Genomic DNA, 19,250 nt, shown 5'->3' on the forward strand with positions numbered 1-19,250 from the left:
GAAATGGATACCAATTTAGCTTTAGTTTTAGTATTAGCTCCTTTTTTAGGATTTTTAATCAATGTATTTTTTGGAAAAACTTTAGGGAAAACAGTTTCCGGGATTATCGGGACTGCTTCTGTTGTAGTTTCTTTTCTTGTTACAATTTTCTTTTTCAATCAACTTACTCAAACTGAAAAAACCATTCAAGTAACTTTATTTGACTGGATTCAGATTAGTAACTTACATATTAATCTTGGATTTTTATTGGATCAACTTTCTTTACTTTGGTTGCTTTTTGTAACAGGTATTGGTTCTTTGATTCACTTATACTCTATTAGTTACATGCACGATGATGAAAATATGCATAAATTTTTTGCTTATTTAAATCTGTTCGTATTCTTCATGATTACACTTGTAATTGGAAGTAACTTATTAGTTTTATTCATTGGTTGGGAAGGTGTTGGACTTTGCTCATATTTATTAATTGGATTTTGGTACAAAAACCAGGATTACAATGATGCTGCAAAAAAAGCTTTCATCATGAACAGAATTGGAGATTTAGGTTTATTAATCGGAATGTTCATTATTGGTTCAATGTTCTCAACTTTAGATTATGCTACTTTAAAAACAGCAATTGCCGGAGCAACGAACTTAAATTTACCATTGCTTTCTCTAGCTGCTTTATGTTTATTTATTGGAGCTTGTGGTAAATCAGCACAAATTCCATTATATACTTGGTTACCAGATGCGATGGCGGGACCAACTCCTGTTTCAGCATTAATTCACGCTGCTACAATGGTTACGGCGGGTATTTTTATGGTAACAAGGTTAAACTTCGTTTTTGATTTAGCACCAGACGTTCAAACTGTTATTGCAGTTGTTGGGGCTGTAACTTCATTAGTTGCTGCAACAATTGGTTTGGTTCAAACAGATATTAAAAAAGTATTAGCTTATTCTACTGTTTCTCAATTAGGACTAATGTTCCTAGCTTTAGGATTCGGTGCTTATGAAGTAGCCGTTTTTCACGTAATTACACACGCTTTCTTTAAAGCTTGTTTATTCTTAGGTTCAGGATCTGTTATTCACGGTTTGCACGGAGAACAAGATATGCGTAAAATGGGTGGATTGCGTAAAGCAATGCCAATCACTTTCTGGACAATGTTAATTTCATCATTAGCTATTTCCGGAGTTCCATTTTTCTCAGGTTTCTTCTCTAAAGATGAAATTTTAATGACAGCTTTCCACCACAGCATTCCATTATATGTTGTCGGATCTATTGCTTCAATTATGACGGCTTTCTACATGTTTAGATTAATGTTCTTAACTTTCTTTAAAGATTTTAGAGGAACAGATGAGCAAAAACATCATTTACATGAAAGTGACGGATTAATTACTTTTCCTTTATTGATTTTAGCTCTTTTAGCTACTTTTGGAGGATTAATTAGTTTGCCTGGAAATAGTTGGTTAAATGAATATCTTGCTCCTCTTTTTGCAAAAGTTGCTGGTGAAGAACATCATTTAGGAACTACAGAATATACTTTAATGGGTGTTGCTGTTTTAGGCGGTTTATTAGGAATTTTAATTGCTTACATCAAATACTTCAAACAAGATAATATTCCTGAAGCAGATGAAAATATTACTGGTTTAACCAAAGTTTTATATAACAAATATTATGTAGACGAAGCTTACGATGCAATATTTGTTCGCTCTATAAACGGATTATCAAGATTCTTTAGGGACTATATTGAAACTGGTTTATCAGCACTTGTGCTCGGATTAGGAAAAGTAACCAATGAAATAAGTTTTCAAGGTAGAAAATTACAAAGCGGAAGCATCGGATTATATCTTTTTGCTTTTGTTTTAGGTCTTTGCGCCATTGTTTCCTACATATTTTTAGCTAAATAATTTAACAACTATGAACGTTTCTCTTATATTAATTATTCTTTTAATTGGTGCATTTGCCACTTATTTTGTTGGTGACAAACTAGCTTCAAAAGTTGCTTTGTTCTTTAGTTTAGCAGCTTTGGGCTGTTCATTGGTTTTGTTAAGTCATTTTAATGCAGGTGAAAACATTAGTTTAATAAACGCCTGGATTAATCAGCCTAAAATTTCATTTGCATTAAATGCTGATGGATTGGGAATTGCAATGCTTTTATTAACCGTTGCTTTAACGCCAATTATTATATTCTCTTCTTTTGGGAATGAATATAAAAATGCCAAAGGTTTTTATGCTTTAATCTTATTTATGGCCTTTGCTATGACAGGAACTTTTCTTGCGGCAGATGGTCTTTTATATTACATTTTTTGGGAGTTAGCTCTTATTCCTATTTATTTTATTGCCCTTATTTGGGGTAATGGGGATGCTGAAGAACGTAGAAAAGCAGTGGTAAAATTCTTTATTTATACGCTTGCAGGTTCATTGTTTATGCTAATTGCTTTTATCTACTTGTATCAAAAGAAACATAGTTTTTTACTTGAAGATTTATACAGTTTAGACTTATCAGCGACTGAACAACTTTGGATTTTCCTGGCTTTCTTTTTAGCTTATGCTATTAAAATTCCAATTATTCCTTTCCACACGTGGCAGGCAAACGTTTACCAAAAAGCACCAACTGTTGGAACAATGCTTTTATCTGGTATCATGTTAAAAATGGGATTATATAGTGTTATTCGTTGGCAATTGCCAATTGCACCATTGGCTGCAAAAGAATACATGAATATTTTTATTGCTTTGGGAATTGCCGGAGTTATCTACGGATCTATCGTAGCTTTAAGACAAAAAGATTTAAAGAAATTATTGGCTTATTCATCATTAGCTCACGTTGGGTTAATTGCTGCCGGAACTTATACTTTAACAGTTGACGGTTTACGCGGTGCCGTTTTACAAATGATTGCTCACGGTTTTGTTGTAGTTGGATTATTCTTTGCTGCTGAAATCATCTTTAGAAGATTTGAAACCAGAGAAATTAATGCGATGGGCGGAATTCGTATTCAATCTCCAAAATTTACATCAATGTTTTTGATTCTTGTTTTAGCTTCTGTTGCTTTACCAAGTACTTTTAACTTTGTTGGAGAATTTACAGTTTTGTATAGTCTTTCTCAAATTAATGTTTGGTTTGCTGTTTTAGGCGGAACAACTATTATATTGGGAGCTTATTATATGCTTAAAATGTTTCAGAATGTAATGTTGGGAGATACAAATTCTAAAACTTTTGCAGATGTTTCAGTAAATGAAGGAATTTCATTGGTAGTAATTATTGCGGTTTTAATATTCTTCGGATTTTATCCAAAACCAATTACAGATTTGATTACTCCAAGTTTAGAAACTATTTTAAACGTTATCAACAAGAATTAAGATTTTAGAATAAAGATTAACGATTTTTGATTTCAGATTTGTCTGATCTTTTAAAAGTTAAGTTTATTATCGGAGGAAAATTAAAAATATATTTTAAACAAAAATAAATTAGGGCATCATTAGTTTTAGATTTCCTAAATCAAAAAAACAAAAATGAATACATTAATAGCTATAACAGGATTGGGTATTTTCTGCCTATTATTTGAAATTCTTAATTTAAGAAAAGCCATTGTTCCATTTACAATAATTGGATTATTGGCTGTTTTGGCACTTAATTTTTCAGAATTCGGAACAACAGGAAGTTATTACAACAACATGATTACAGTGAGTAAATTCTCAACTGCATTTTCATCATTGTTTATTATTTTAACCATTTTTCTGGTAGCCTTAAGTCATAATTTTTATGAAAATCATCCAACTAAAATCTCTGATTTTATTGCTATAAAAATATTTTTATTGGCCGGAGGTGTAGCGATGGTTTCTTTTGGAAACTTAGCGATGTTTTTTCTTGGAATCGAAATTTTATCAATCGCATTGTATATTTTAGCGGCGAGTGATCGTTTGAACTTAAAAAGTAACGAAGCTGGTATGAAATACTTTTTGATGGGATCTTTTGCCTCAGGAATTATTTTATTTGGTATTTGCTTAATTTACGGAGCAATGGGAAGTTTTGACGTTGCAGAAATTCACGAAAGCTCTTTATCTGCAGAATTACCAATTTGGTTTCCAATCGGAATGATTTTAATGATTATTGGAATGTTGTTTAAAGTAGCTGCAGTTCCATTTCATTTCTGGGCTCCGGATGTTTACGAAGGTTCTCCTGCGTTAACGACTGCTTTGATGAGCACACTTGCAAAAGTTATTGCAATCGCAACATTATACAAATTAATTGAAGGATTAAATTTAATTCCGTCACTTGACAATCAAGACCTATTAGGGACTTTCGAAAATATTGTTGTGTTTGTTTCTATTGCCTCAATGACTGTTGGAAACATTATGGCATTGCGTCAGGTAAACGTAAAACGTATGTTAGCATTCTCAGGAATTTCGCATGCAGGTTTCATGTTGATGACTTTGTTGAGCGTTTCAACTTCGGCTGGTGTTTTACTTTATTATACAGCGGCTTATGCTTTAGCGGGAATTGCTGCATTTAGTGTTATCTTATATGTTTGTAAAAATCAGGATAACGAAGATATTACAAACTTTCACGGTCTTGGAAAAACAAATCCATTATTGGCCGCTATTTTAACAGGTTCATTATTATCTATGGCAGGGATTCCAATTTTCTCAGGATTCTTTGCTAAATTATTCTTATTTGATCAAACAATTCAGGCTGGTTTTATTGCATTGGTAATTGTTTCTGTTATCAACTCTATAATTAGTGTTGGTTATTATTTCAAACTGATTTTGGCAATGTACTCTAAAGAACCAAACGAAGAGCGTACCGGAAAACCATTCCTTATTTATGCTGTTGCCGTAATATCAATCACTTTAAATATTGCATTAGGATTATTTCCTTCATTAGTTTTAGATTTATTGAAATAAAAATTTCATTCAAAATATATAAAAATCCATCCGCTATAACAGATGGATTTTTTATTTTAAGAGGAATTTATTTAGAATAGAAAATCATGTTAAAAATTTTACGGAAATAAGTACACATCAAAAAATCTCCATATATTTGATAACAAATAAAAGTATTAGAAATATGAACTTCAATTCAAAAAATCCATTTTTAAGCAACAAGCGTTTTTCATCAAATGCTGTTTCAAAAGCTGAAGAAGTACACCAGGCACAAATTATTGACTATAATCAGGAAATGACTTTGTCTGGAACAATAAACAAAACAGCTATTTTGTTTTTAATATTATGCGGATCTGCAATGGTTACATGGTGGATGGCATTTAACGGACTGAATGTAATGTTACCAGCTATTGGTGGTGCCATTATTGGACTTATTTTAGTTGTAATTTCAGCATTCAAACCACAATATTCGCCATATTTAGCTCCGGGTTATGCCTTATTCGAAGGTTTATTCATTGGAGGTATTTCGGCTATTTTTGAAGCAATGTACCCAGGAATTGTAATCAATGCTGTAGGTGCAACTTTAGTTACTTTTTTAGTTTGTTTAGGTTTATACAAATTTAAAATTGTAAAAGTAACGGAACAATTTAAGTCTGTAGTAGTTGCTGCTACTTTAGCAATCGCTACTTATTATCTGATCTCTTGGTTAGCATCGCTAATTTTTAATTTCACTCCGGTACATTATGGAAACGGAATGATGAGTATTGGTATCAGTGTTTTTGTAATTATAATTGCAGCTTTAAACCTATTCTTAGATTTTGACCTAATTGAAAAAGGTGTTCAGGAAAGAATGCCAAAATTCATGGAATGGTATGGTGCAATGGGACTAATTATTACATTAGTTTGGTTGTATATTGAATTCTTAAGATTACTATCAAAACTATCGAGCAAAAACTAAATCTCTTTAGAATATAAAATTTAAAGCCTTTTTGAAATTCAAAAAGGCTTTTTTATTGGTATAAATTCTCTTCAAAATTTTCAAAAAAACTTCTGTTAGTATATGGTATTTATTTGAGGCTTAATCTAAAAACTGGGATAATATCAATACAATTTCCCATCCAAATAAACATTTAAAATACCTTAAAAGCTAAATTTTTGGTATAGACGGTATAACTTAAAGTAAAAATTAACCCTCTTTTTCTTATTTTATAAAATTATACGATTTAGACTCTAAAATAGGTCCAATTCAAGGAAAAATTCTGCCTTAAGATTTTTATAAAGTTACTAAATCTAGCAAAAATAGCACTTGAGGCGGTTTCTTACAAATATGTAATAAATTACAATTAATGCAATTTATTACATATTTATTATTTTAATTACATAATTTTTATGTTATATGTTTTTTTATAATAAAATAATTTTGAATATCGAAATTTTATCTATTTTTGTGTAATCGATTACAATCAAACCACTTTTTGTAATGTGAAAATAACCACACAATTGTTTTTTACTAACTTAAACAAACTATTATGAAAAAAAACCTACTTATTTTGACATTGATGCTATTTGCCGCCCAAACCTGGGCACAGCAAATAAATGAATCTTCGGGCTGGCTGGAATCTGTATTTGTAAAATGGCAACCCGTAAGCAATGCACAATCTTACAACGTTTATTATTCTGGAGAAGGAATTACAGACAGAAAAATTGACGACCAACTTATTCGCAGTTATGGCAGCTATTTTCGCGCTGATATTCCGGGACTAAAAGCCGGGACTTATACAGTGAAAATAAAACCCGTGATTTCAGGTTCAGAAGGAACAGGAACGACAACCGGAAATTTAACTGTTGTCGCACAGGACCGCAATGGTTTTGCATTTGAAGGCGGACGAGTTCCCGGAGGTTACAAAGCCGATGGAACTCCAAAAGACAATGCTGTAATTGTTTACATTACGCAAAACACCAAAAATACTGTTTCAATGAATATTACCGGAGCTAGTGCTAATCCGTGTGTAGGATTACAAAATATTCTATATGCAATTAAAAAAGGAAAAGATACACGTCCGTTTATTTTTCGTTTAGTCGGAAATATTACTGATATGACTGTAATGGAAGGCGGTGATGTTGTAATTGAAAATGCTAATAATGCTTCTAGTTATGTAACTCTTGAAGGCGTTGGTTCAGATGCTGTTGCCAATGGCTGGGGAGTACGTCTTAAATCAGCTTCGAATATTGAAGTGAGCAATATTGGTGTAATGAATTGCAACAGTACTGCAGGAGATAATATTGGAATGCAGCAAGATAATGATCACGTTTGGGTTCATAATTGCGATTTATTTTATGGAAACGCCGGAAGCGATGCTGATCAAATAAAAGGAGACGGAGCTTTAGATAACAAAACTTCAACTTATATTACTTTAGCTTACAATCACTTTTGGGATAGCGGAAAAGCAAGTCTTTTAGGATTAAGCGAAGGTACAACAAGCGGTTTATATATCACATATCACCACAACTGGTTTGATCACTCTGATTCTCGTCATCCGCGCGTTCGTTATTATTCTGCACATATCTACAACAATTATTTTGATGGAGTTGCAAAATATGGCTCAGGATCTACAATGGGTTCTTCATTATTTGTTGAAGGAAATTATTTTCGTAACAGTAAACATCCAATGTTGACTTCTTTACAGGGAACTGATATTTGGGACGAAACAAACCAGGTAAACAATGCAGGAACACAAGGAACTTTTTCAGGTGAAGCCGGAGGAACTATCAAAGCATTCAACAATACTTTTGATGCTTCAAACGGAACAAACAATATGCGTTTTGTTGCTTATAACGACCCAAATCCTTTATACAATATTTCAGGTAAAATTAGTTCCCTAACTGATTTTGATGCTTATGTAGCAACTACAAGAGGCGAAACAGTAAGCAGTAATGTAAAATCTAAATCTGGCGCCAACACATATAATAATTTTGATACTGATGCCGCTTTATACGTTAAAAACTTAGTTATTGACCAACCGGCAACTGCTAAAACAAAAACAACGCAATACGCTGGACGTGTTTCGGGAGGTGATTTAAAATGGGTTTTCAATAATGCAACAGACGATACATCTTCGCTTGTCATTACAGCATTAAAATCTGCACTTACCAATTATGCTACAACATTAGTTGCTGTACAAGGGGAAGGAAATCCACCAACAAGTAATCAAACGCTAACATCAACAAGCAACAACAATCAAACCGTTACTAGCGGCACTGCTATTGGTTCAATTGTTTTTACTTGGGGCGGAGATGCTACAGATGCAACAGTTACAGGATTGCCTGCATCAGGAATTAGCTTTGTAAAAAACACAACTGCTAAAACAATTACAATAACAGGAACTCCAACAGCAACATTATCATACTCAATTGCTACAACAGGAACTGCAGGAACACCAGCAAACGGATCCGGAACGATTACGGTTACGGCAGCAGGAGCACAAACGTTGACTTCTTCTTCAAACAATAACCAAACTGTGGCAAGTGGTTCTGCAATCGCATCAATCGTATTTACATGGGGCGGTACTGCAACAGATGCTACTGTAACAGGATTACCGGCATCAGGAATTAGTTTTGTAAAAAACACCACTGCCAAAACAATCACTATTACAGGAACTCCAACAGCAACCTTATCTTATTCTATTGCAACAACAGGAACTGCAGGTTCAGCAGCGACAGGATCCGGAACAATAACGGTAACAACTGGAACACCAGCCGGAGACGAAATACACAATTTTACAGCTTCGGGAAAAACGAGTTCTTTTTATACTATAACAGGAAATCTTTCTACAACAAAAGGAACTGTAACATACAATGGCTTAACATTGACTCAATGTCTTAAAATTGAATCTTCTACTAGTATCACTTTTACAACAACTCAGGCAAGTACTTTGACTTTGGTATTTGTTGAATCTGCAGGAACAATTAAAGTAGACAATGTAGATAAAACTGCTTCTGGTGGAATTGTTACTGTTTCGCTTGCAGCAGGAAGTCATACAATAGCAAAGAAAGACACTGCTAATTTATTCTATATGAGTACTGTTTATAATTCTGGTACGCTTCGTGTAGCCAAAACAGAAACCGTTAATGAAACTGAGGCAAAAGTGTTTTTATACCCGAATCCGGTTTCAGGCACCTTATTTTTATCTGATACGAATCAGAAAGTAGAAAAAGTTTTGATCTATAATATCTTCGGATCTCTTGTAAAAACGATTGAAAAAGGAAATGAAAGTGCAGATATAAGCCAACTAAATTCAGGAACTTATTTAGCAAAAGTTTTCACAGCTGATGGTTCTTTCAACCAAACAATTATTAAAAAATAAATTAAAGAATCTATTCTTAAAATTAAAGGCTTCCAAAATTTGGAAGCCTTTTTTATGATCAAAAATCTAAATCAATTATCTTATAATTACCATTCTGGCTGCGGAAGCTTTTCTAAAATTGTATCTGGATTATCATTTGCAAATAATATTTCTTGTTTCAAATTAAATTTTTCAATTTGATGTTCACTTGGCCAATCATCGTGCAATGTATTCGTAACTTCATGGTCAACATTACCAGAAACAAGATCATATTCACTCGACACATCAGAACCAGCTCCAGAATGAAAAGTGCTTATGTTGGTAAGAACCAATTTATTATTTAAATATTTATATACTGTTTCTCTTGAACCAACAGGGCCCATTCCCGAAAGCGAAATATGCAATGTTTTATCATCATTTATAGAAATATCTCCAACATCATAAAATGCACGGCCATCTTCAAAATATTCCGGACTAACAGCTTCCCATGAAAGTTCCTGCAATTTATAACCTCCGGATTCTTCTTGTAACAGAACCAATGTTGCACGCGAATCAGAGTTATTGTTTGCATTCTGTAAAACAATTACAATATCTTTAAGATTATCATCATTTAAAAAACCCTCTGCCCGCATTTTTATTTCACAAGGTTCCAGAACAAAAGCTTCTGCATTTTTACCGGTTATTGGAAATTTTAGGTCTTTTAAAGCTACCTCTTCTGGTTCGCTTTCATATTCTTCATCCAAAACTTCTTGATTCAACGTGTCTTTATTTGACACAACTGCTGCTTTTACATCTGACTTTTTATTACAACTTAAAACACAAATTGCAACTAATAACAAAAATATTTTACATTTCATTTATTGGAAATTTAAATCAAACATAGACAAAATAGTACAAAAACAAGCATTAAAAAAACCGCTTTTTCATTCATACAGAAAAAGCGGTTCTTATTATAAAATAATCTTTTTACAAATCAAATTTGATTCCTTGTGCCAAAGGTAAACTCGTCGTGTAATTAATTGTATTCGTTTGACGACGCATATAAATTTTCCACGCATCAGATCCTGATTCACGTCCGCCTCCTGTTTCTTTTTCTCCACCAAAAGCTCCTCCAATTTCAGCTCCGGAAGTTCCGATATTTACGTTTGCGATTCCACAATCAGAACCCGTTACAGACAAAAATCTCTCTGCTTCACGCAAATTATTTGTCATGATTGCAGATGATAATCCTTGTGCTACTCCATTTTGAAGATCGATAGCATTATCTACTTCTCCTGAATATTTAATTAGATATAAAACAGGTGCAAAAGTCTCATGTTGTACAATGGCGAATGAGTTTTGAGCTTCAGCAATTGCAGGTTTTACATAACAGCCACTTTCATAACCTTCTCCAGAAAGCACTCCGCCTTCAACCAAAATTTTTCCTCCTTCTGCAACAACTCTGTTTAATGCTACAGCGTACATTTCGACAGCATGAGTATCAATAAGTGGTCCTACGTGATTATTTTCGTCAAGCGGATTTCCTATTCTTAATTGTTTGTAAGCGGCCACTAAAGCATCTTTTACTTTATCATATATACTTTCGTGAATAATCAATCGACGCGTAGATGTACAACGCTGACCTGCAGTTCCTACAGCACCAAAAACAGCACCAATAACAGTCATTTTTATATCAGCATCCGGAGTTACAATAATAGAATTATTTCCTCCTAACTCTAACAATGATTTACCTAAACGACCTGCAACAGCTTGTGCAACAATTTTTCCCATTCGGGTTGAACCTGTTGCAGAAATTAAGGGAATTCTTGTATCCTTTGTCATCAATTCACCAATTTGATAATCTCCGTTAATCAAACATGAAATTCCTTCCGGTAAATTGTTTTCTTTAATAACCTGCGCAATAATATTTTGACATGCAATTCCGCATAAAGGTGTTTTTTCAGAAGGTTTCCAAACACAAACATCTCCGGAAATCCACGCCAAAGCCGTATTCCAGGACCAAACCGCTACCGGGAAATTAAATGCAGAAATAATTCCCACAATTCCTAATGAATGATATTGCTCATACATACGATGTCCGGGTCTTTCAGAATGCATTGTTAATCCGTGTAATTGACGTGATAAACCAACGGCAAAATCACAGATATCGATCATTTCCTGAACTTCTCCATAACCTTCTTGTAGTGATTTCCCCATTTCGTAAGAAACCAATTTACCAAGAGCATCTTTATTTTCACGCAACTTTTGTCCAAACTGACGCACAATTTCACCACGCTGCGGCGCAGGAATCAAACGAAATGTTTTAAAAGCTTCAGTCGCTGAACGCATTACTTTTTCATAATCTTCAAGAGTAGACATTTTTACAGAAGCAATCAATTTTCCGTCAACCGGTGAAAAACTATCTAAAATTTCTCCCGATGAAAAATTTTCTACACCTGTTGATGTTCCTTCATTTATCAATTTGATGCCCAATTTTTCCAGAGCCTCATTCATTCCAAATTGCGATGCTATTGTTGTCATTGTAACTTTTTTAGTTAAAATTGTTATATTTTTATGTAAAGATATTATTTCGAAGTTAATTTCAAATCAATTAACTTATTAAAATCAAAGTAAATTTAGGGTTAATTAATATGAATTTCAGAAATACAAACCGATTTATTCGCTTTAATTCATGAAATTTGCGAAATCAAAATTACTCAATATGACTTTTTTCTATCGTTTTTTAATATGCTTTCTTTTAGTTTCATGTAATGTCTTCTCCCAAAAAGAACAAAAATCTGCTTTTCAGGTTGTGCCTTTAGGAGTAAAAGGCGGAATCGATGAAAAAAATCTATCGGCTTATTTATTGGCTCCAACCAACACAAAAGATTATATCTGTCTTGATGCGGGAACGGTAAATGCTGGAATTGAAAAGGCAATCGAGAACAAAGTTTTTAAAGTTTCAACGAGCGAAGTTTTGCGCAAATACATAAAAGGTTATTTAATTTCGCATGCGCATTTAGATCATGTTTCCGGTTTGATAATTAATTCTCCGGCTGATTCTTCAAAAACAGTTTATGCTACAAATAAGTGTATGGAACTGATGGAAAACCATTATTTTAACGATCAAACATGGGCCAATTTTGGTGACGCGGGCGTTGGTTTTCCTTTAAAGAAATATCACTTTCAAACCTTAACTATTGATGAGGAAACTCCAATAACAAATACAACTATGACGGTAAAAGCTTTTCCGTTAAGTCATGTAAATCCATTTGAAAGCACCGCATTTTTGATTAAAAACGGAAATGATTACGCTCTATATTTAGGAGATACTGGTCCTGATACTGTAGAAAAAAGCGACAAACTAAAAGCCTTATGGACCGCAGTTGCGCCATTAGTACAAAATAAACAATTGAAAGGAATTTTTATTGAAGTTTCTTTCCCAAATGAACAGCCGGACAAGTTTTTATTCGGGCATCTGACTTCAAATTATTTACTGAAAGAACTTCATGTTCTTGAAGAATTAGCAGGAAAAGATTCTTTAAAAGGTTTTAAAATTATCATTACACATTTGAAACCACCAACTAAAAATATTGTAAAAATTAAAGAACAATTGAAAAGTCAAAATGATTTAGGATTGAAGATTATTTATCCTGAACAGGGAAAAAGATTTGAGTTGTAAAACCTATTTGTTCAATTCTATTTAAAATAAAGCGCTTTTTTGTAGGTTTATTTTTATAAATTTACAAAATGAAAATTATTTGGTCAGCTGAAGCAAAATATACTTTTTATAGCAATAGGAATTATTTATCACATCATTGGAATCCAGAAGCAGCGAAAAAATTTGCAGAAAATACAATACATACTATCAATTTGCTTATAAAAAATCCTTACTTAGGAAAATATAAAATGGATTTAAAATGTAATGTTGTATCAATTTCGAAGCAAATTTCTCTACATTATGAAATACATAATGATTCTATTGTGCTAATTATTTTTTGGGATAATCGTCAGAAACCTCGAAATCAATATTTATAATTAAATTATATTCTTGCTTTTTAGCTCCAATAACATTTCTTCATGCGTAATAAAATTACCTTCCTTGAAGTCACGCTTTCCTTGTTCAATTCCTTTTATCAATTCTAATCTAAAATTTTCTTCCGGTGAAAGTATTTTTGCAATAGAAAGCATTTCATCTGGAGTAAAAGTTTGCGTTTTGAGTTTTCTATAAAAAGTAGGACTCGGTATTCCTGCTTTTTCAATAATATAACTTTTTTTAAATGCAGACTTATTCATTAAATCCTCAATGTTATTAACTATATTTTTATACGTGATAATTTCTTGTATCATTTTTGAGTGCATTTTTTGTCATATATGAAGCAAATATACATCAAAAATGATTGTAAATAATCTTTTACTAATATTAATGAATTCTAACCTTTGTCAAAGTTTAAAACTTTGACAAAGGTTTTTCTCTTGATAGTAGAATAATATTGAGAAGATTCTTATCAGGATGACAATAGAAACGAGTATCTTCTTTTGAAAAATGAATCTCCTAGCCCCGATAGAAGTGGAAATCCTTTTGCTTTTTTCTTTAAAAAGCAAAAGATTGAAACGGATAGTGGGAAATAGCTCCTGAAAAATAAATTCCAACTTTGAAGTTCCAAAAACCTTCTACTTCGCTCAGATTTAAAATGGGATTATTTTTTCGCCACAAATCTAGGATCAGATTCCATAACAGTTCCGCAATTATCGCAAGTTCTTAGTTCTTCTGAATTGTAGAAATGTTCGAAATGAGGCAGAAAATCTTTCTCGATATTATGCAATTCAAAAAACACTTCGTACAATTTATGATTGCAATTATCGCAATGCCAAAGCAATCCGTCTGTATATCCTTTTCCGGCACGTTTACGTTCGATTACCAAACCTATTGAACCTTCTGAACGAACTGGAGAATGCGGAATTTTCGCTGGATGAAGATACATATCTCCGGCATTCAATTCCATTTCTTTGCGCTCTCCATCTTCCTGAATAACGACTTTTATACTGCCTTCAAGTTGATAAAAAAGTTCTTCCGTTTCATTATAATGATAATCTTTTCTGGCATTCGGTCCCGCAACGATCATTACGATATAATCGCCGGAATCAACATAAAGATTTTTATTTCCAACTGGTGGTTTAAGTAAATGACGGTTTTCGTCAATCCATTTATTAAGATTGAAAGGTTTTGCTATAGCCATGTTTTGAGGTACTAAATTTATGAGTAGCTAAGTTAGTGAAAAGTTTTCAGTCGCAGTCGCAGTTTTGAGGAAGTTGCGACTGAAAACTGCGACTGAATAATGCATTATTTCATTTCTTTGATCAAATAAATATAAACCGGAAAATGATCGCTAAAACCAACTTCGGTTTGACTGTGTCGCAATGGATATCCTTTATATTGACCAAAAGTCTGAACAAGATAAGGTTTATTAAAAATACTGGCTTTCCAAAATTTAAAGCTTGAGAAGTCAGGTTTTATAAAAGATTCTGTTATTATAATCTGATCAAAAATATCCCAGGAATCACGAAAAGCAATTGTTCCCATTCCTTTATTTGCCATTTCTTCAAACGGATTAAAGACTCCAAACTCAGGAACTTCATTCTTTTTTGACTTTGCTCCTAATGCTGTTTTTACACTTTTATTAAACGGGCCATCGTTTAAATCGCCCATTGTCATAACTTTCGCGTTAGGATTTATTTGTTGCAGCGAATCTATAATTTTTCTGTTTAATCTGCCAGCGGCTTCTCGAAACGGACTACTCGCCTTCTCGCCTCCTGATCTTGACGGCCAGTGATTGACAATAATATGAATTTCTTCACCTTCTAAATATCCTGAAACCAGAAGCTGATCACGTGTAAAAACACGGTTCTTATTTTCAATTTTCACTTCAAGGTCATCATCTGTTTCTTCAGGCTTTTCTTCTTTAATTGTTGCATTATTTTTATAGATTAATAACGGAATATTAGAAAAAGAAGTTGGTCTGAAATATTTTTTCTGATACAATAAAGCAACATCAATACCACGTTTATCCGGTGAATCAAAATGAATAATTCCGTAATCATAAGGAAGAAGTTTGGTTTGTTTGATTAAATCTTCTAAAACGCCACGATTCTCAATTTCAGAACCTCCAATAATAACCGGAGCATTTGAGTTTTCGGGAGTTCCAGTTTCAGATAAAACTCTCGAAAGGTTTTGCAACTTCTGCTGATATTTTTCTTCTGTCCAATGTTGTGCACCGTTTGGCGTCCATTCATCGTCATTTGTGTTAAGATCATCTTTTGTATCGAATAAATTTTCGAAATTATAAAAGGCAACTGTATGAATAATGTACTTTTTGGACTGTGCTTGTAATGAAAAAGAAAAAAAAGTAAATAGGTAAAACCAAAATATAACAAACCTCATAACTATTGATATTTAAAAAAAATCAATTTAGGGAATTTAATTTATTTGTAAGAATTTTATATTAAATTATTTTAAAATTATTTTTTGTTAATCTTAAAATGTCTTGTACCTTGCTTACTCAATTAACACTTCTAAAAAATGAAAAAACTATTTTTTGCTCTTGTATTATCTATATTTTTTAATAGCTCTCATGCGCAAAATAATAGTTCATTTGCTGATAGTATCAGAATTAAATATAACATTCCTGAGTTGGCTTATGCCGTAGTTTCTTCAGATTCAGTTTTAGAAATTAATGCATTGGGTTATCAACGCATTAATTCAAAATACAAGGCTAAAATCGATGATAGATTTCGTTTAGGTTCTATCACAAAAACTATTACAGCATATCTTGCTGCAGTTTTGGTTAAAGAAGGAAAAATAAAATGGGACACTAAATTTTTTGATTTGTATCCTGAATTAAAAGCTAAAAGCAAACCTGAAACATATGATTTTACGCTTCAGGATTTTATAACTTTTCGAGCCAGCATAAATACATGGTCTTACGGAAATGAAACTCCAACTCAAAAAGAAATTAAAGGAAATAATCAGCAACAACGTTATGAGTTTATTGCCTGGTTTTTGCAACAAAACGCAACTATTCCAGAGAAGAAAAAGGAATTATATGGATCTAATCCGAGTTATGTTGCCGCGGGACTTATGCTCGAAAAAGCAACCGGTAAAACGTATGAGACCCTGGTTAACGAATTAGGGAAAAGTCTAAATATTGATTTTGATTTTGGTCAGCCGAATTTAAAAAATGAAAATGAACCTTGGGGACATGACGAGGATTTAAAACCCGAAGCTCCGGCCTTAAATTATAAACTCAATTGGCTTTCATCTGCAGGAAATATAAATGTTAGTTTGCCTGATTATTGTAAATTTACACAAATGCAGCTTCAGGGTTTGCTGGGAAAATCAAAACTATTTACCGCAGAAGAATTTAATTATATGCATTTTGGCTTGCCTGATTTTTCTTTTGGCTGGAATTCTGATGTCAAAAATAGCAGTGATTTGAAATATTCATTTCATAATGGAAATCCGGGAACATTTTTAACCAAAGTGTATCTTTGCCCTGCCATAAACAAAGCTTTTATTCTTTTTGCCAACGTGCAAGCTGAAGGAGCAGACAAAGGGATGATTTTAATTTTAGAAGAATTAGAAAAGAAGTATGGAGCTCCGTTATTTAATTAAAACCGAGTAAAAAATAATTTATAACTTTAAGCAAAAAGAAACATGAACATGAAAAGCTTCCAATATCTCAAGAAACACTTTGCTTTTGGTAAATTCGTATTTCTTATTTTTGCTTTACAATCATTCACCTGTCAATCTCAACAAAACATGATAACACCACCTTATTTACAAAAAGGAGATACGGTCGCTATTTTAGCAACTGCCAGAAAAAACATCGACGATAACCTAAAACCTACTATAGATTTATTGCATAGTTGGGGTCTGGAAGCTGTTGTTGGAACAACAATTGGACTTGATGTTAACCAATTAGCAGGAACTGACGAGCAACGCGCTGCTGATTTTCAGCATCAATTAGATAATCCGAATATTAAAGCTATTTGGTGCGTTCGTGGTGGCTACGGAACAGTGAGAATGATTGATCTTTTGGATTTTACTAAATTTAAACAACATCCAAAATGGATTATTGGTTTTAGTGATGTTACGGTTTTACACAATCATTTAAATACGATGGGTTATAAATCGATTCACGGAGTTATGCCCGTAACGATTCCACGAGCTACTCCGGCAGCAATTAGTTCTATGAAATCAAGTTTGTTTGGCGAACCGTTATCTTATTCTGTTGCTCCGGATAAAATGAATCGTTTTGGAAAAGCAACCGGCGAATTGGTTGGTGGAAATTTATCTATTTTATACAGTTTATTAGGATCACAATCTGCAATAGATTGCAAGGATAAAATTTTATTTATTGAAGATTTAGATGAATACTTATATCATATCGATCGTATGATGATGAATTTACGTCGTAACGGTTGCATTGAAAACCTAAAAGGAATCGTTGTTGGAGCTATGACCAAAATGAAAGACAACGAAGTGCCGTGGGGCAAAAATGCTGTCGAAATTGTAGATGATGTTACCAAAAAATATAATATTCCTGTAATCTTCAATTTCCCGGCAGGACATATTCAGGATAATCGTGCCTTAATCATGGGAAGCACAATTTCTATAGATGTAAATGCATCCGGAAGTACGGTTACTTTTCAAAAATAATATAGTACTGATAGCGATTTCCTAAGTTAAGGAAGCGTTAAATACCACATTAAAATCTCGCAAAGACACAAAGTCGCAAAGCTTTATTGAAATAGCTTTGCGACTTTGTGTCTTTGCGCGCTAAACAAACTCATAACTAAAAAAATGGCAGAACACAACGAACTCGGAAAAAAAGGAGAAGAACTTGCTGTGGAATATCTTGAGAAAGAAGGATATAAAATTCTGGATCGAAACTGGACATTTCATAAGGCAGAAATAGATATTATCGCACAAAAAGATCATTTTTTGGCAGTAATAGAAGTCAAAACAAGATCAAGCACAGATTTTGGTTTACCACAAGATTTTGTTAAATCAAAAAAAATTCAGTTACTCGTAAAAGCAGTAAATGCCTACATAAACTATAGGGAAAAAGATTTTACTGATGACTTAGAAATTCGTTTTGATATTATTGCCGTACAAAAAACAGGTGAAACATTTGCAATTGAACATCTTACAGATGCTTTTTATCATTTTTAACATAATTTTTTATTGTTATAATTGTAACAAATTGTTTTTTTATTTATATTTGCAGAGATTTATAACACAAATCTATAACTACACCAACCCAATTACGTTACAAAAAAAAAGAAAAAATTATGAAAACTGTTTCTTCAATTGTAGAAAATTACATCAAAACAAAGCCATTTTTACTGAATGCGTTATCGCTTGGAATCATCAACTTAACTTCTCTGTCACGGAACATTATGACCGAACTCGAAAGTGAATTTGGCAAAGAAGTGAAACAAGGCGCTGTTGTAATGTCGCTTAAACGACTAACTGAAGAATTAGATTTTAAATTAAACCATAAAATCAATAAAGTAATTAAGAATATTGGCGAGATTACTGTTCGTTCAGAATTGACGGATTATACCTTCGCTGCTTCAGAAACTGTTTTAAACAAACAAGCAGATTTAATTTCTGATATTAATGTTTTATCTGATATTTTTTATACCTCATCCCGTGGTGTAAACGAAACTAATATTGTGGTAAGCAGCAGTGTAAATCATTTAGTTGAAAAACACTTTATGCGCGAAAAACTAATTCAGAAACTGGATAATCTGGCTTCTATTACTGTAAAATTACCAAAAGAAAACATTGTGGTTCCTGGTATTTATTATTTCATTTTCCAACGTTTGGCCTGGGAAGGAATTATTATAAATGAAGTAATTTCGACATCAAATGAATTTACAATTTTAGTGGGAGAAGATCAGGTCGACGTAGCATTTAAAGTCATTAAAGATTTAAAAAATTAATCAAAATAGAAATATAATATTACAATTTCCTTACTTAAGAATCCTTTTGTCTTTTA

General features: G+C 32.8%; 16 protein-coding genes. 11 read left to right on the forward strand and 5 right to left on the reverse strand.

Going from position 1 to position 19,250, the window contains the following annotated elements; all coding sequences use genetic code 11:
- The first annotated feature begins 3 nt into the window (after positions 1-3).
- From nuoL to GKZ86_RS12115, 5 genes are all read left to right on the forward strand, one after another.
- Entirely contained in the window at positions 4-1,887 is a 1,884-nt protein-coding gene (gene nuoL, locus GKZ86_RS12095; protein WP_154783374.1) for an NADH-quinone oxidoreductase subunit L, read from the forward strand.
- 10 nt (positions 1,888-1,897) lie between these two features.
- Positions 1,898-3,337, forward strand: a complete 1,440-nt coding sequence (locus GKZ86_RS12100; protein WP_154783375.1) for a NuoM family protein — start codon at positions 1,898-1,900, stop codon at positions 3,335-3,337.
- 153 nt (positions 3,338-3,490) lie between these two features.
- On the forward strand, positions 3,491-4,882 hold the full coding sequence (locus GKZ86_RS12105; protein ID WP_154783376.1) for an NADH-quinone oxidoreductase subunit N: 1,392 nt from the start codon (positions 3,491-3,493) through the stop codon (positions 4,880-4,882).
- A gap of 163 nt (positions 4,883-5,045) precedes the next feature.
- Positions 5,046-5,819: a Bax inhibitor-1/YccA family protein gene (locus tag GKZ86_RS12110; RefSeq protein WP_154783377.1), complete on the forward strand. Its 774-nt coding sequence runs from the start codon at positions 5,046-5,048 to the stop codon at positions 5,817-5,819.
- Between the two features lie 571 nt (positions 5,820-6,390).
- A complete protein-coding gene (locus GKZ86_RS12115) occupies positions 6,391-9,225 on the forward strand; it encodes a T9SS type A sorting domain-containing protein (RefSeq protein WP_154783378.1) in 2,835 nt (944 codons plus the stop codon).
- Between the two features lie 86 nt (positions 9,226-9,311).
- On the opposite strand, the gene GKZ86_RS12120 is transcribed toward GKZ86_RS12115, so the two are convergent.
- Complete coding sequence (locus GKZ86_RS12120; protein WP_154783379.1) at positions 9,312-10,061, reverse strand: hypothetical protein; 750 nt, start codon at positions 10,059-10,061, stop codon at positions 9,312-9,314.
- A 109-nt stretch (positions 10,062-10,170) separates the two neighbouring features.
- Positions 10,171-11,724 (reverse strand): aldehyde dehydrogenase family protein, encoded by a 1,554-nt coding sequence (locus GKZ86_RS12125; protein WP_154783380.1) that lies wholly within the window; start codon positions 11,722-11,724, stop codon positions 10,171-10,173.
- Between the two features lie 181 nt (positions 11,725-11,905).
- On the opposite strand from GKZ86_RS12125, the gene GKZ86_RS12130 reads away from it, so the two are divergent.
- Both GKZ86_RS12130 and GKZ86_RS12135 read left to right on the forward strand, forming a co-directional pair.
- The gene (locus GKZ86_RS12130; protein WP_154783381.1) at positions 11,906-12,865 is read left to right on the forward strand and encodes an MBL fold metallo-hydrolase; all 960 of its coding nucleotides are present in this window, start codon (positions 11,906-11,908) and stop codon (positions 12,863-12,865) included.
- Positions 12,866-12,933: 68 nt separating this feature from the next.
- Positions 12,934-13,221 carry a type II toxin-antitoxin system RelE/ParE family toxin gene (locus GKZ86_RS12135; RefSeq protein ID WP_154783382.1) on the forward strand — a complete coding sequence of 96 codons (288 nt, stop codon included), beginning with the start codon at positions 12,934-12,936 and terminating at the stop codon, positions 13,219-13,221.
- On the opposite strand, the gene GKZ86_RS12140 is transcribed toward GKZ86_RS12135, so the two are convergent.
- From GKZ86_RS12140 to GKZ86_RS12150, 3 genes are all read right to left on the reverse strand, one after another.
- On the reverse strand, positions 13,222-13,533 hold the full coding sequence (locus tag GKZ86_RS12140; protein WP_154783383.1) for a hypothetical protein: 312 nt from the start codon (positions 13,531-13,533) through the stop codon (positions 13,222-13,224).
- Between the two features lie 350 nt (positions 13,534-13,883).
- Complete coding sequence (locus GKZ86_RS12145) at positions 13,884-14,423, reverse strand: 3-hydroxyanthranilate 3,4-dioxygenase (RefSeq protein WP_154783384.1); 540 nt, start codon at positions 14,421-14,423, stop codon at positions 13,884-13,886.
- Between the two features lie 104 nt (positions 14,424-14,527).
- Positions 14,528-15,625, reverse strand: a complete 1,098-nt coding sequence (locus tag GKZ86_RS12150; protein WP_154783385.1) for an endonuclease/exonuclease/phosphatase family protein — start codon at positions 15,623-15,625, stop codon at positions 14,528-14,530.
- Between the two features lie 138 nt (positions 15,626-15,763).
- On the opposite strand from GKZ86_RS12150, the gene GKZ86_RS12155 reads away from it, so the two are divergent.
- The 4 genes from GKZ86_RS12155 (at position 15,764) to GKZ86_RS12170 (ending at position 19,194) form a co-directional block, all read left to right on the forward strand.
- Complete coding sequence (locus GKZ86_RS12155) at positions 15,764-16,855, forward strand: serine hydrolase (RefSeq protein WP_154783386.1); 1,092 nt, start codon at positions 15,764-15,766, stop codon at positions 16,853-16,855.
- A 147-nt stretch (positions 16,856-17,002) separates the two neighbouring features.
- Positions 17,003-17,902, forward strand: coding sequence for an LD-carboxypeptidase (locus GKZ86_RS12160; RefSeq protein ID WP_154783387.1), 900 nt, complete (start codon positions 17,003-17,005; stop codon positions 17,900-17,902).
- 144 nt (positions 17,903-18,046) lie between these two features.
- On the forward strand, positions 18,047-18,418 hold the full coding sequence (locus GKZ86_RS12165; protein ID WP_154783388.1) for a YraN family protein: 372 nt from the start codon (positions 18,047-18,049) through the stop codon (positions 18,416-18,418).
- A 119-nt stretch (positions 18,419-18,537) separates the two neighbouring features.
- The gene (locus GKZ86_RS12170) at positions 18,538-19,194 is read left to right on the forward strand and encodes an aspartate kinase (protein ID WP_042564741.1); all 657 of its coding nucleotides are present in this window, start codon (positions 18,538-18,540) and stop codon (positions 19,192-19,194) included.
- The last annotated feature ends 56 nt before the right edge of the window (positions 19,195-19,250 follow it).

Origin of the sequence: Flavobacterium sp. LC2016-13, from assembly GCF_009707955.1 — a bacterium.
In the GTDB taxonomy this organism is placed as follows: Bacteria; Bacteroidota; Bacteroidia; order Flavobacteriales; family Flavobacteriaceae; genus Flavobacterium.